This window comes from Aureibaculum algae (assembly GCF_006065315.1).
GTDB lineage: Bacteria > Bacteroidota > Bacteroidia > Flavobacteriales > Flavobacteriaceae > Aureibaculum > Aureibaculum algae.
The window spans coordinates 3,526,729-3,541,834 of the sequence record NZ_CP040749.1 but is presented as its reverse complement, the minus strand read 5'-3'; the positions used below and the strand labels follow the sequence as shown (position 1 = coordinate 3,541,834).

Below are 15,106 nucleotides of genomic sequence, written 5' to 3'. Positions count from 1 at the left end.
GCAGTCAGCGGTTAAAATTGTAATTAGCGTGAGGTTACTTTGTTAATTAAAAGTTAAAAAAGAAGCTTTTAGGAATAAGAGAATAATTCAAATTCTTTTTTCATATAAAAAATAGCCAAGTATTTTTAGAATGTGAAAAATATATATTATTTTTGACGAAATATTAAATAAATAGAAGGCAATATGGAATTTCAACAATTTATCGGATTTTTAATTTTTCTAGGAGTATTTACTATGGGATTTTGGTTGTTGATATTTTCTTTAACCTTTATTGTACCTTATTGGCTTTTTGGAACCATTATGGAAAATATAAAGTTAAAACGTGAGGCTAAAAAGAATAAAAAATAAATTTAGTTATTTATAAATTATAAAAAGGGGTTGATTTTTTCAACCCCTTTTTACATTTTTAAATCTTGTTTATCTTCTAATTCATCTTTCTTTACCTCTTTACTTCTGTCTTTTTTACTCTTACCATTTTGTTTAAATTGATAAGTAAATGCTAAGGAAAATTGCTGGTCATATCTTAAACTTCTTAATGTATTGCTATTTGCTTCCAATGTACGCGTTGTAAAAGCCTTCGTTTTGAAAGCATCTATAACTTTAAAAGTAAGCATTCCTTTCTTTTTGAGAAGTGGCATACTAACTGAGAGATTGGTAAAGTTAATAGTTTTGTACTTGGCTAAACCATCAATCATTGGTGATTGATAATAATGTTGAGCTCTAAAACGTAATCCATTATTTAAGGTAACCAAAGCAGAGGCTTCTGCGTACCAAACCGTATTAGAGATGTTATAAGCATCATCCAAAGCATTTGTCGTTTCTTCTCTGTACGGACTAACATAAGTGTTAAGTCTTAGTCCTTTAAAAGGAGTGTAAGTAATATCGACATCAACGCCTACACTTAGTTTGTTTCCACTATTGATGGGTAGTCTTTTAAAAGTTTCTAAAGCTTCGGCATTCTGTCCTGCACTTTGTAAGATTGTTAAAAATTGCTCTTCAGCATAAGTAGCATATAATGATGAGGTAATTAATAATTTCTCGAAACTCATATCATATAATAGTTCAAGGAAATTAGTGTAATAAGGATTTAAATCTGGATTTCCAACCGATTGATAACGCTCGTCAATTAATGAGATAAACGGATTCACTTGATAAATTTCAGGTCTATTTATAGATCTACTATAGTTTAAGGAGAGATAACTTTCGTTTTCAAATTCGTAACCAAATGATGCCGATGGAAAAAAATCGGTATAATTTTTAGTATTCTTATTACTCGTTTTAGTTCCAATAGAAACATCAGAATATTCAGATCGTAAACCTAGAGCATAAGAAAAACTACCATGCGTAGCGGTATATAGGGCAAATAGAGCATGTGTTTTTTCATCATAATTTACTAAGTCGGAGAACCCTCCAATTGTCGTAAAATCACCGCTATTTGCATTGTATTCAGAAACATTAAAATCATTTTCATAGAAACGCAACGTGCTTTTATAACCTAATTCCAATTTCTTATCTAAAGTAAATGGTAACGTATAATCTAGCTGAAATAAATAATTATCTAAATTCTGATTCTTAGCTACTTTTTGTTCATTGTTTTCTAAATTAGGTATGATTATATTTTCTAATATATTGGCTTTATTATCAGATACTGTTGTGCCATATTTAAAATCAAAAGATAATGTTTCTCCTGCTTCATTGAATTTATTAGTGTAATTTAATAGGCCTTCTATTTTTGAAAGATCATCTCTATCATTTACATTTCTTTCAGCCGATTGTTTTATTGATTTTTGTGAATCAAAATCATCTAAATTTAAATGAGAATTAAAATCTTTATTGTGATTGTTGTATAGTAATGAGACGGTTAAGCTATTTTTTTTGTTTAAATAAATATCACTTCCAATACTAATTAAAAAACTGTTTCGTTGATTTTTATCTTTTCTTTTTTGTTCAAAATAACCTAAAATACTATCTGAATTGTCAAAATAGGTTTGGTCAATGTCGGTATGTGATATCTTCTTTTCATTGTTAAAGCTAAGGGTACTAAATAGGTTTATAACTTCATTACTTTTATTTAAAAATAAAGAGCCTCCATTGTTATCAGGAACTCCACCATGAATGTCAATAGAGCCACTAAATCCTTGACCTTTTCTTTTTTTAGTGATTATATTTAGAATTCCCCCTCCGCCTTCAGCACTATATTTTGCTGAACGTGTAATAATTTCAACTCTGTCAATACTATTTGAGGGCATTGCATTCAAAACATCAGATCCATTACCTAAGCCAAAAAGAGGTTTTCCATCAATTAAAAGAGTGGCAGAAGTACCTCTCATATTTACATTTCCATCTTGGTTAACCGTTACTGATGGAGTATTGTTTAATACATCTAAGGCATTTCCTCCATTATTTGAAATATCTTGTGATGATCTATATATCTTTTTGTCTATTTGAAATTCAGTAAGACGTTGTTGTCCCTTAAGTTCTACTTCATTCAACGTTTCTGCATTGTAAAACAATACAATGGTACCGAGGTCAATAGATTCATTTATATTCTTGTTTTTTATAATAAAAGGGTCAAAAGATATAAATTCAGCTTTTATTAAGTAATTATCAGGAAGAATATCAATTGTGAAATTTCCTTTTTTGTTAGTAGTAGTACCTAATAAAGTAGAATCCTTTTTAAAGGAAATGGTCGCAAATTCTATTGGACTACTCGTAGCTGCGTCAATTACTTTGCCCGTAATCGTTATCTTTTCCAAAGGCTGTTGGCCTAAAGAAGATAATGAAAACGTAATACACAGAAGTAATAAGATAGTTTTTTTCAATGCAATTTCCTTTATTTACAAAGCTAAGGCATTAACATAAAATAAAAAATAGTGGTTTTTGGGTAGTTTATTTTAAAGAAATTTATTTTAATAAAGCACAAATGTTTTCCGATGGTCTACCTATTACAGCTTTATCACCTTTAACTACAATTGGTCTTTCAATTAGTTTTGGGTGTGCTGACATCGCTTTAATAATTTGAGAATCAGAAAGGTCTTTCCCTTTATAGTTTTCTTTCCAAATGGCTTCATTTTTGCGAACCAATTGAATAGGTGAAAAGCCTAATTTTTTTAATATATCTTTAATATCTACTTCAGAAAGTGGATTTTTAATATAATCAACCACCTCAAAATCTTGTTTTGAATTATTTAATATTTCTAGTCCACACCTACTTTTACTACATCGATTGTTATGGTAAATCTTCATCTCTTCGTTTTATTTTGAAGTGCTAAACTATAAAAAACTAACATAACATCATATCTTTGCAATCTTAAAATTTATAAATGATAATTACTGATACACATACCCATTTATATTCTGATCAATTTAAAGATGATCGAGACGAAATGATTCAAAGAGCTTTAGATGCAGGGGTTTCTCGTTTTTTTATACCTGCAATTGATTCGACTTATAATGAAGCAATGTTTCAATTGGAACATGATTATCCTAAAAATGTCTTTCTGATGATGGGGTTGCACCCAACAAGTGTAAAAGACAATTATAAGGAGGAGTTGCAATTGGTTAAAGATTGGATTGATAAGCGTAATTTTTATGCCATAGGAGAAATAGGAATAGATTTGTATTGGGATAAATCATTTTTACAACAACAGCAAGATGCTTTTAAAACTCAGATTCAGTGGGCAAAACAAAAAGAATTACCAATTGTGATTCATTGTAGAGATGCTTTTGATGAAATTTTTGAAATTTTAGAAGAAGAGAATGATGATAAATTAAGAGGAATTTTTCATTGTTTTTCTGGAAATATAGAACACGCTCAAAAAGCAATTTCTTATAATATGAAATTAGGTATTGGAGGTGTTGTAACTTTCAAGAATGGTAAAATAGATCAATTTTTAAATCAAATTGACTTAAAAAATATTGTCTTAGAAACCGACTCGCCATATTTGGCACCAACTCCGTATCGTGGAAAACGCAACGAAAGTAGTTACATCGTAAATGTTTTGGAAAAACTGGTAACTATTTATAACTTGAGCCCTGAAGAAATTGCGAACATAACTACAAAAAATTCAGAAAACGTATTTGGAATTTGAAAGCATAACATATTATAAAACGCCAATTGGAATGGCCAGAATCGTTGGAGATAGCCATGGTATATCATCTATTACTGTTATTGATAGTAATGAAAAAAGTTCAACTAAAATTCCTAAATGCCTTCAAGATTGTGTGCAACAGTTAGATGAATATTTTCAAAAGAAAAGGAACTCATTTAGTTTGAAATTGAATCCACAAGGAACAGAATTTCAAAAACAAGTTTGGCAAAGTTTACAACAAATTCCATACGGAACAACAAGGTCTTATCAAAAACAAAGTGAAGCGTTAGGTGATGTTAAAGCAATTAGAGCTGTAGCTTCCGCTAATGGAAAAAATCCATTGTGGATTGTTATCCCTTGTCATCGTGTAATTGGTTCTGATGGTTCGCTTACTGGCTACGCCGGTGGTTTATGGAGGAAACGTTGGCTATTAGAGCATGAAAATCCACCAGAACAACAATCGCTTTTTTAAGGTACAAAATTTCAAAAGAATTAATAACAACCAAAGCTGATAATCGATTTCAGAATTGAAAAGTTCAAGCACTTTTTGACTTACAGAATTGTGCCTTTGACGTGACTTTAAGTTTTTGCCACACCAATAAACTGGCTAAATATTGAGAAATGTTACGATTGAATGAGGAACTGAAAAGATTGAATAAAAAGTTCAAAAATCAACATTCGTTAATCGTTGTTCGTTAATCATTACCTATTTTTACCCTAAAATTGTTTGGTTTATTAAATGAAGGGTCTGGTTGTCATATTTTTTGTACTTATAAGCGTTTCTCTAAATGCTCAAGACATTTCAGATCGATTTATATCGAGAACATTTCAAGTAGTTTCAGATACAATACAAATTGATTCAATCAGTATTAGTCCTTATAATTTTAGAGTATTAGATGACTTAAAACAGCAAATTGATAGTATTAATTACAGCGTTGATTTTGCGACTTCCATATTGATTTTAGATCATTTAAAATATCCAACAATTACAATTGAATACAATGCTCTTCCTACCTTTTTAACCAAAACCTATGCTGTTTTTGATAAAGGATTAATTGTACCAAAATCGACAGATTTATCGCGGTTATATAGTGTAAAAAGCAGTACTAAGAATAAAAATTTTGCTCCTTTTGATGGATTAAATACGAGTGGGAGTATATCAAGAGGGGTAACTATTGGTAATAACCAAGATGCTACCGTTAATTCAAATTTAGATTTACAAATTTCAGGTCGGTTATCAGATAAAGTTCAATTAAGAGCTTCAATTACAGATAGTAATATTCCTTTACAAAATAATGGTTATACGCAGCGTTTAGATGAGTTTGATCGTGTGTTTATTGAACTCTTCAGTGATGATTGGAGTATAACTGCAGGAGATATTAATTTACAAAATACGGAAAGTCAGTTTTTAAGATTTAACAAAAAAGTGGCGGGACTTCAACTTGATGTAAATTTAGAAAATGAAGAAAGTGATGTTAATTTATTTGCCTCAGGTGCATTGGTTAGAGGTCAATTTAGCCAAAATCAGATTTTAGGTCAAGAAGGTAACCAAGGCCCTTATAAAATTACGGGTTCAAATAATGGGACTTTGGCAGAGCAGTACATTCTATTAATTTCTGGTTCTGAACGCGTTTTTATAAATGGTGTTTTATTAAAGCGTGGTGAAAACAATGATTATGTTATTGATTATAACACGGCAGAAGTGACGTTTATGCCAACTTATCCGATAACTGCAGATATGCGAATAGCTATAGAATATCAATTTGCTGATCAAAATTATACACGTTTTGTGACCTATAATGGGGCTGCATATGAAACCGATAAATTTAAGATAGGCTTTAATTTTTACAATGAAAATGATGCTAAAAACCAGCCTTTACAGCAAGATTTAAGTAACAGTCAAAAACAAATTTTTTCCTTGGCAGGAGATGATACTGCTCAAATGAATGTTTCTTCGGCTTACGCTGATGTTTATGAAGAACATAAAATTCTATATAAAAAGGAATTCCAAAATAGTGAAGAAGTTTTTGTGTTTTCTAATGACGAAAATGATGATTTATTTAATGTAAGATTTACTTATGTAGGAGCAAACAATGGCAATTATCAAATTCAAACCACCATAGCTTCGGGTCGAATTTACGAATATGTTACTCCGGTAAATGGAGTTATGCAAGGTGACTATGAACCTATTATCCAATTGGTAGCTCCTGAGAAATTACAAATAGCAGTAATGAACATGAGTTATAACCCTAGTTTGAAAACGAGCTTTAATTCAGAAGTTGCATATAGTGTTAATGACAAGAACCTTTTTTCATCAAATAACGACTCTGATAATAAAGGGGTGGCGGCTAAGTTAAATTGGCAACAACTATTATCTGATGGGAAATGGAAATTAAATAGTAATGTCGATTATGAGTTTATTCAACAAGATTTTAAAACCATTGAACGTTTTAGAAATATTGAGTTTACACGTGATTGGGATATAATTAATCCACTCGGGAATCAACAGTATTTAGCTGCAAGCTTAAATTATACAAATCCTGAAAAAGGAAAAATGATGTATGAATTTGATTGGCTGAATTTTAGCGAAAATTATTCAGGAACAAAACATAATTTTTTAAGTGATTTAAAATTTAATAAAACAAAAATAAATATTAATAGTAGTTACTTAAATAACGATTCACACCTTACTGAAACTGAATTTTTTAGAGGTTATGTAGATGTAAAACAGCATTTTAATAAAAGTTGGGTAGGGGCAAGATTAAACAGTGAAAGTAATGAGCGTAAAGATAAATTGACCAGTACACTTTCTAGTTTAAGTCATAAATATATAGAATCTGAGGCCTATGTTGGCGTAGGAGATACCGCTAAAGTTTATGCAGAATTGGGGTATAAGTATAGAACCACAGATAGTTTACAAAACAATCAATTGAAACGTGTAAATAATGCCAATACTTATTTTTTAAGATCACAACTAATTCAAAATGCAACGGCGAACTTATCCCTGTTTGTCAATTACAGAACCGTAAATCATGAGAATTCTCCCGAGGCTTCGGGATTAAAATCAACAAAAGAAGAATCTTTAAATTCTAGATTGTCATATCGCCAACAATTATTTAAAAATGCCATCACATTGCAAACGGTTTATGAAACCAATTCGGGTAACTTACCACAACAAGAATATAGCTATATTCAAGTAGATACGGGACTCGGTTTTTACACTTGGAATGATTATAACGGTAATGGTATACAAGAATTGGATGAATTTGAAACAGCACAATTTCAAGATGAAGCTAATTATGTAAGGGTATTGTTACCAACCATCAATTTTGTAAAGACGCATAGGAACAAGTTTAGCCAAAGTTTAACCATTTATCCATCTAATTGGAGTGTACAAAAAGGATTTAAAAAAGTATTATCTCATTTTACCAATCAATCCTTTGTACTGATTGATAGCAAAAAGCAACGAGACGGAACAAATTTTGAAATTAATCCGTTTAATATCAATAATGATGTGTTGTCGTTAACTTTTAATTTAAAAAACAGTTTGTTTTTTAACAGAGGGAAACAAAAATATTCAACTACATACACTTATATCACTACAAAGAATAAAAATTCCTTTTCAATAGGAGATCAAGAGCAAGCTTTAAAAGCACATCAATTATTGTTTAACCATAAAATTGGTAAATTTTGGCTGTTTGATTTTAAGACCGCACTTACTGAAAACAAAAGTGCTTCAGAACAATTTACGAGTCGTAATTATACCTTAGAAAATACAGAAGTTAACCCAAAAATATCTTATTTGTATAGTAAAAATTCACGATTAGAAATGGAATACTATTTTAAAAGTAAAGACAATCAATTAGGGGATTTTGAAACCTTAACTTCTCATAATTTTGGGGCTAATTTTGTTTTTGCTAAAAATCAAAAGTATTCCATTAACTCTTCAATAAATCTGGTATTCAATAAATTTGAGGGTAACTCAAACTCAGCAGTAGCTTATCAAATGTTAGAAGGTTTACAACCTGGAACGAATTATACTTGGAATTTAAGTTTACAAAAAAGAATTACTTCATATTTAGATTTAAACATCAATTATTTAGGTAGAAAATCTGAAACGGCAAATGCGATTCATACGGGTACGGTGCAATTGAGAGCGAGTTTTTAAAATTGAGAAATGTGATATTGAAATTTAGATGTTAGATTTGAAAGTAATTTTTTTTAAACAATGCCCCTATGGTGTCTCTTCGAGTGTTTTCTTGAGACGAAAGTCGAAAAGAAAATGTATCGAGAAGCAGTTTCCCATGAAGTGCTTTAAATAGTATTGAAGCCTTGTACCTTGAGTTGGGATCACTCGATAGAATAAAGAAATTTTTAAACTATGTTTATTTCGAATTATTTTTATCTTGCATCTATAATTATTATGCAACAATTCAATCTAAATAACAACACTTTAACTCTAAAAGTGCAAAAGTCACCACTGTTTGTAAGAAGTGTAATGTTCTTATTTTCATTTTTATTTTTTATCGCTCCAGTAGTTGGTATGGGGTTCGTAATTTCGTTTGGGGTAAATTTCACATTGGATACATTATAGGTTTATTTCTTTTTTGTCTATTAGGTTTTTATTTATTACGTATTTCGTTATGGAACACCTATGGTAAAGAGGTCATCGTTTTTAATAAATCTACCATAAACTATGAAGCTGACTATGGCTGGTTTAAAGATGGAAAGAAAGTGATAAATGCTGAGCATCTAAATTACACCATGAGAATTATTGGCTATAAGGAAGATAAAAAAAGTGGTTTAATTATTAGCAATAATGACGATACAATAGAATCTGTTGTTAAGATGGATAATGATGAGTTAGTTGAGCTAATTCAATTACTGATAGACAATTAAAATTTAGAAATCATCATAAAATTTGTTTGACTTTTTTATTAGTCAGGCATACTGTAATGTAAAACTTGTTACATAGCTTATTAGAAAAAATTGTAACTTCGCTATTAATGACAAAACTATTTGCCATATTATCTTCCTTTTTAATCCTTTTTCAGAGTTTCAATATAAGTATTGATGATATCTCTAAATTAAAGGTGCTGCTAGAACATGCAGAATACCATCAAGAAACGTATGGTGATACTTTTATGGAATTTTTGGTTGAACACTATAGCGATGATGCTATCTTAAAAAGTAACAATCATAAAGAACATGATAGTTTGCCATTTAAACATGATAATCATAAGTGTTCACATTTAAATGGAACTTTTACATTTAGAGCAATTACATATAATTTAGATTTCACACCATTTATAGCAATACCTTTTAACTTCTTTTACAAAGATTCTATTTCTTTTTTTGAAAAACCTTCTGTTTTTCAACCGCCCAAATTGGCATAATTCATACTCCATATTTTAAAAGCTCGCAAATGATTTTCATTTGTGTATTATTAATTATTTTAAAATGAATTATGTTAGAATATATCATAAAATTTAGCTTAAAAAACAAGCCAATTATTTTATTATTTATTGCATTTGTGATAGGGTTTGGAATTTTTTCATTAACTAAAATACCTATAGGTGCAGTACCTGATATAACCAATAATCAGGTACAAGTGATTACAACTTCACGGAATTTATCAACACAAGATGTTGAGCAATTTATTACCTATCCTATAGAATTAGAGATGGCTAATTTACCTGGGGTTGTTGAAATACGTTCCGTTTCAAAATTTGGTCTATCAGTAGTTACCATCGTTTTTGAAGACAACTTAGGTACCTATTTACCACGACAATTAATTGCTGAAAAAATTAAATCTGCCTCAGAGAAAATTCCGAAAGGTTTTGGAGCTCCTGAAATGGGCCCAATAACTACGGGTTTAGGTGAAATTTATCAATATATTTTAGATGTAAAACCAGCCTTTGCTGATAAATACTCAACAACAGAGTTACGTACTATTCAAGATTGGATTGTAAAAAGACAGTTATCAGGTATTCGAGGCGTTGTTGAGATAAATACGTGGGGAGGCTATTTAAAGCAATACGAAGTGGCTATAAATCCCACAAAATTAAAGGCTATGAATATTGCTATTGCTGATATTTATACAGCCTTAGAAAAAAATAACAGCGTCGCTGGTGGTGGATATATCGAAAAATCTAACGAAGCCTTCTTTATACGAGGGGAGGGCTTAGTTAAATCTTTAGAGGACATTGAAAATATTGTTGTTAAAAATACAGATGGAAACCCCATTTATATAAAAGATATTGCCATAGTTGGTTTTGGAAATGCTACTCGTTTCGGTGCAATTACAGGAAATGGTGAAGGCGAGAAGGTTCTTGGGCAGGTAATGATGCTTAAAGATGGGAATTCTAATGAAATTATTACAGCGGTAAAAGAGCGTGTTGCTTCCATTCAAAAAACGTTGCCTGAAGGGGTTTATATCAATGGATTCTTAGAGCGTAGTGAGTTGATTGGAAAAACTACGTTTACAGTGGCAGAAAATCTGATTTTAGGTTCCCTCATTGTTATTTTTGTTGTCGTTTTATTATTAGGTAACTGGCGTTCTGGCTTGGTAGTAGCATCTGTAATTCCTCTTAGTTTACTCTTTGCAATTTCATTAATGTATATTTTTGGTATAGATGCCAATTTAATGAGCTTAGGGGCTATAGATTTTGGTATTATCATTGACGGTGCGGTTATTATTGTGGAGTTTATTGCCTTCCAAATAACCTCAAAAAGCTCACATATTTTAGCATTATCTAAAGAGGAAAGACAAGGTGAAATAGACCAAGTGACACTAAAAGGAGCTTCAAAAATGATGAACTCTGCCATCTTTGGTCAGTTAATTATTTTAATTGTTTTTATTCCAATCTTATCACTAAGTAGTGTAGAGGGAAAAATGTTTAAACCTATGGCATTAACTTTTAGTTTTGCCTTGGTTGGAGCAATGCTTTTTTGTTTAACCTATGTTCCAGTAATAGCATCTATTTTTTTAAAACCAGCTAAGCAAAGTGATAAGAATATCTCTGTGAGATTGATGAAGTTTGTGAATAAGAAATATAAACCAGTGATTACATGGGCACTTTTTAATAAAAAAATAGTAATTGGTCTATCAATACTTTTGTTAGTAGTAAGTGGTTGGATTTTTAGTAGAATGGGAGGAGAGTTTGTTCCAACGTTAGATGAAGGTGACTTTGTAATTCAACCCGTTTTAAAAACAGGAACTTCATTAAGTAAAACCATAGATATTACTACTATAATAGAAAATATTTTATTAGATAATTTTCCGGAAGTAGATCAAGTAGTCAGCAGAATTGGGGCTGCTGAAGTACCCACGGATCCGATGTCAATGGAAGAGAGTGATGTTATTATTAAGCTTAAACCCAAAAAGCAATGGACGTCTGCTTCAAGTAAAGATGAACTGGCAGATAAATTTAAGGAAGCTCTCGCCGTAATTCCAGGTATGGAAGTAGAATTTACACAACCTATTGAAATGCGATTTAATGAATTGATTACTGGAGTAAGAGCAGACGTTGCTATTAAAATATTTGGAGAAGATTTAAATATCCTAGCTAAAAAAGCAGATGAAATTAAAAATTTAATTGCAAATGTTGATGGTGCTTCAGATATCATTGTAGAAAAAGTAGCTGGTTTGCCACAAATGAGCGTAAATTTTAATAGAAGTAAAATTGCGAGGTATGGGTTAAATATTGCCGATTTAAATCAATTAATAACCATGGGCTTTGCAGGTGAATCTCTGGGGAGTGTTTTTGAAGGCGAAAAGCGTTTCGATTTGGTATTACGTTTAGATGCAAATCATCGTAAAAATTTATCCAGTCTTCAAAATTTATATGTTGATACGCCTAATGGACAAAAAATTCCGTTGAGCGAATTAGCAGAAATTAAATATTCGTCAGGTCCAGCAAAAATATCTAGAGATGATACTAAACGTCGCATAGTTGTAGGTATTAATGTTCGAAATCGAGATTTACAATCGGTAGTAGATGATGTTCAGGCTATAATTGATAAGCAATTAAAATTACCTCCAGGTTATTCGATTACTTATGGTGGTCAATTTGAGAATTTACAAAGTGCCAAAGACCGATTAAAAATAGCGGTTCCTATTGCCTTGGTACTGATATTTATTATGCTTCATTTTGCTTTTGGATCCATTAAAGAAGCGTTGATGGTCTATTCTGCTATTCCTTTAGCTGCAGTGGGTGGAGTGTTGTTACTTTGGATACGAGGCCTGCCTTTTAGTATTTCTGCAGGTGTTGGTTTTATTGCCCTTTTCGGGATAGCTGTATTGAATGGAATTGTATTAATAGAACATTTTAAAGAGCTAAAAGAACAAGGTGTTAAAGATATAAATGAACGTATTTTACGAGGGACTTCTGAGCGATTGAGACCTGTTTTATTAACAGCAATGGCTGCTGCTTTAGGTTTTCTACCTATGGCTATTTCAACCAATGCTGGTGCTGAGGTGCAAAGACCATTGGCCACCGTTGTAATTGGAGGTTTAATTACGGCAACTTTTTTAACGTTGGTGGTGTTACCCGTTTTATATGCTTGGTTCGAAGATAAAAAAGAAATTAAAATGAATAAAAAAGGAATAACCACTATAGTAATAGTGCTACTTACGCTAAGTGTAAATGCACAACAAGATCCTTTAACCGTTGATAAAGCGGTGACATTGGCCATTGAAAATAATGCTGAGCTAAAAGCTTCAGCATTAATGGCGGACAAAAGTAATGCCCTAATTGGTGGTGCTTTTGATTTTGATAAAACAACGGTGTATTATAATTATGATGAAAGTAATTTGGGTACTAATAATTTGCCTTTAAGAGTTTTTGGAGTGCAGCAAGATTTTAAGTTTCCTACTGTTTATTTTGCCGATAAAAAAGTTGGTAAGGCAGATTATAAATTGCAACAGTCTAAATATGACATTAAATTAGAAATAGTAAAACGTAACGTGTATTTAGCATATTACGATGTTGTTTATGCTCAAAACAAAGCAGTAACGTATCAGTTTTTAGATAGTTTATATGCCAATTTTGCAAAAGCATCGGAGCGTAGATTTGAATTGGGAGAAACGAATTATTTGGAAATGATAACTGCCAAATCTAAACAACGACAGTTGCAAACATTATCTAAGCAAGCCGAACAAGAAGTGATTTTAATGAATGAACAATTAAAAGCAGTTGTTCAGGTTGATAGTATTTTGGTACTGTCACAACCATTGAAAAAACTACCATTGCAATCTATTTCTATAGATGATAATGTGGGCTTGAATTATTATCAAAATGCGGATTTTTATTATAAAGCCTTGCGGCAAAAAGAAAAGCAGAGCCTGTTACCTGATTTAAGTATTCAATATTTTCAAGGCTCAAATAGTTCTTTACATGAGCAAATGATTGGCTATCAGTTCGGTGTTAAAATTCCATTATTATTTGGAGGTAAGTCGTCAAAAATTAAGGCATCAAAAATTGCTCAAAATATTATCAAAGAAGAGCAAACAGATTATAAAGTCAAGTTAAAAACAAGTTATGCAAAATTGATGGCTGAACTTAATCAATATAATGAGGCCGTAATGTATTATGAAACGCAAGGAAAGCAACTTTCAGAAGAGATTATAAAAACCGCAGAACAAAGTTTTAAACATGGTGAAATTGACTTTTTTCAATACATACAAAGTGTTGAAACTTCAAAAGATATTGAGTTAACCTATTTAGAGAACCTCAATAAATACAATGATACTGTTATTGCCATAAATTATTTAACCTTGTAGCTCCTCATGAAGGATGTAAGAAAGGGTATTATTTCTTAGAAAAAGAAATAGCTAAATATCAAACACTTAAAATTAATTTAAACACATGAAAAATTTATATATTATTTTATTCGCACTCTTTTTAACGGCTTGCGGAAATTCTGAAAAACAAGAAAATGATGAAGTAGTAACTTCAAATACTGAATTAATTAAAGTTACCAAAGCTCAATTTGAATCGGAGAAAATGAAATTAGGTTCGTTTACAGAGCAAGATTTTAATAAAAGCATAAATGTAAATGGAATGATTGATGTTCCGCCACAAAATAAGGCCAAAGTAAGCTCTTTTTTAGGTGGTTATATTAAAAGAACACCTCTTTTAATTGGTGATGAAGTTAAAAAAGGGCAGTTGTTAGTTACGATAGAGAATACTGAGTTTGTTGAATTGCAACAGCAATATGCTGAAATAACGGAACAACTCAATTATTTAAAATCGGAATACGAAAGACAAAAAACATTGTTTGAAGAAAAAATTACGTCTCAAAAAAATTACTTAAAAGCAGAAAGTACCTATAAAAGTGCTCTGGCACAATCAAAAGGATTGCGACAAAAATTAACCATGATGAATATAAGTCCTAAAGCTGTTGAAAATGGTAATTTTACTTCTCAAATAAATATATATGCACCAATAGAAGGGACAATTTCAAAAGTAAATGTTAGTAATGGTATGTATGTATCACCTGCTAATACTATTTTGGAAATAGTAGATACCGATCATTTACATTTAGAATTGTCCGTTTTTGAAAAAGACATCTTAGATGTTAAAAAAGGACAAAAGGTGTTGTTTAAAATATCAGAAGCTTCAGATAAAGTGATTATGGCAGAAGTGCATTTAGTAGGTACAACAATTGATGAAGCTAATAGAACGGTTAAAGTACATGCACACTTAGAAAATGAAGATATTAATTTAATCGTAGGTATGTTTGCCGAAGCTCAAATTATTACGGACTCTAAAAAAGGTTGGGCTTTACCGATTAACGCGGTTGGTCAAATAGGAAATGACTTTTATACCTTAGTTGTAAATAATAAAAATGATACCGGTTATAATTTTGAGAGTATAAAATTAGAAATAGGAGATAAAACGGAAGCGTATTATGAAATTTTGAATAGAGATGTTTTAAAAGACGAAGAAATTCTTATTAATGGTGCGTTTATGTTATTGAATGAAGGTTGATTATTTTAGGTTGACAATATA

The 15,106-nt window shown here is 30.9% G+C and carries 10 protein-coding genes; 8 read left to right on the top strand and 2 right to left on the bottom strand.

Annotated elements, in window-relative coordinates:
• Positions 1-183: 183 nt before the first annotated feature.
• Entirely contained in the window at positions 184-348 is a 165-nt protein-coding gene (locus FF125_RS21950) for a hypothetical protein (RefSeq protein ID WP_175418937.1), read from the top strand.
• 50 nt (positions 349-398) lie between these two features.
• Here the strand turns inward: FF125_RS21950 and FF125_RS14880 are convergent, their stop codons facing one another.
• Together FF125_RS14880 and arsC are read right to left on the bottom strand one after the other, a co-directional pair.
• The gene (locus FF125_RS14880; protein WP_138950508.1) at positions 399-2,822 is read right to left on the bottom strand and encodes a TonB-dependent receptor domain-containing protein; all 2,424 of its coding nucleotides are present in this window, start codon (positions 2,820-2,822) and stop codon (positions 399-401) included.
• A gap of 82 nt (positions 2,823-2,904) precedes the next feature.
• Entirely contained in the window at positions 2,905-3,246 is a 342-nt protein-coding gene (gene arsC / locus FF125_RS14875) for an arsenate reductase (glutaredoxin) (protein WP_138950507.1), read from the bottom strand.
• A 77-nt stretch (positions 3,247-3,323) separates the two neighbouring features.
• Here arsC and FF125_RS14870 point away from each other — a divergent pair, with 77 nt between their 5' ends.
• The 7 genes from FF125_RS14870 to FF125_RS14845 all read left to right on the top strand — a co-directional run bounded on the left by FF125_RS14870 (position 3,324) and on the right by FF125_RS14845 (position 15,085).
• A complete protein-coding gene (locus FF125_RS14870; RefSeq protein WP_175418936.1) occupies positions 3,324-4,091 on the top strand; it encodes a TatD family hydrolase in 768 nt (255 codons plus the stop codon).
• Entirely contained in the window at positions 4,081-4,563 is a 483-nt protein-coding gene (locus tag FF125_RS14865; RefSeq protein ID WP_394344106.1) for a methylated-DNA--[protein]-cysteine S-methyltransferase, read from the top strand. Before FF125_RS14870 ends, FF125_RS14865 begins: the two co-directional genes overlap by 11 nt.
• Before the next feature lie 267 nt (positions 4,564-4,830).
• The gene (locus tag FF125_RS14860) at positions 4,831-8,259 is read left to right on the top strand and encodes a hypothetical protein (protein WP_138950505.1); all 3,429 of its coding nucleotides are present in this window, start codon (positions 4,831-4,833) and stop codon (positions 8,257-8,259) included.
• 596 nt (positions 8,260-8,855) lie between these two features.
• Positions 8,856-8,990 carry a hypothetical protein gene (locus FF125_RS22225; RefSeq protein WP_262710520.1) on the top strand — a complete coding sequence of 45 codons (135 nt, stop codon included), beginning with the start codon at positions 8,856-8,858 and terminating at the stop codon, positions 8,988-8,990.
• A 107-nt stretch (positions 8,991-9,097) separates the two neighbouring features.
• Positions 9,098-9,487: a hypothetical protein gene (locus FF125_RS14855; RefSeq protein WP_138950504.1), complete on the top strand. Its 390-nt coding sequence runs from the start codon at positions 9,098-9,100 to the stop codon at positions 9,485-9,487.
• A 71-nt stretch (positions 9,488-9,558) separates the two neighbouring features.
• Entirely contained in the window at positions 9,559-13,875 is a 4,317-nt protein-coding gene (locus FF125_RS14850) for a CusA/CzcA family heavy metal efflux RND transporter (protein WP_138950503.1), read from the top strand.
• Between the two features lie 85 nt (positions 13,876-13,960).
• A complete protein-coding gene (locus tag FF125_RS14845) occupies positions 13,961-15,085 on the top strand; it encodes an efflux RND transporter periplasmic adaptor subunit (protein WP_138950502.1) in 1,125 nt (374 codons plus the stop codon).
• The last annotated feature ends 21 nt before the right edge of the window (positions 15,086-15,106 follow it).

What these genes read in the sequence shown, in the direction of transcription:
- arsC (WP_138950507.1), bottom strand. Translation starts at nt 3,246, where the DNA reads ATGAAGATTTACCATAACAATCGATGTAGTAAAAGTAGGTGTGGACTA.
- FF125_RS14845 (WP_138950502.1), top strand. Translation starts at nt 13,961, where the DNA reads ATGAAAAATTTATATATTATTTTATTCGCACTCTTTTTAACGGCTTGC.
- FF125_RS14850 (WP_138950503.1), top strand. Translation starts at nt 9,559, where the DNA reads ATGTTAGAATATATCATAAAATTTAGCTTAAAAAACAAGCCAATTATT.
- FF125_RS14855 (WP_138950504.1), top strand. Translation starts at nt 9,098, where the DNA reads ATGACAAAACTATTTGCCATATTATCTTCCTTTTTAATCCTTTTTCAG.
- FF125_RS22225 (WP_262710520.1), top strand. Translation starts at nt 8,856, where the DNA reads ATGAGAATTATTGGCTATAAGGAAGATAAAAAAAGTGGTTTAATTATT.
- FF125_RS14870 (WP_175418936.1), top strand. Translation starts at nt 3,324, where the DNA reads ATGATAATTACTGATACACATACCCATTTATATTCTGATCAATTTAAA.
- FF125_RS14860 (WP_138950505.1), top strand. Translation starts at nt 4,831, where the DNA reads ATGAAGGGTCTGGTTGTCATATTTTTTGTACTTATAAGCGTTTCTCTA.
- FF125_RS21950 (WP_175418937.1), top strand. Translation starts at nt 184, where the DNA reads ATGGAATTTCAACAATTTATCGGATTTTTAATTTTTCTAGGAGTATTT.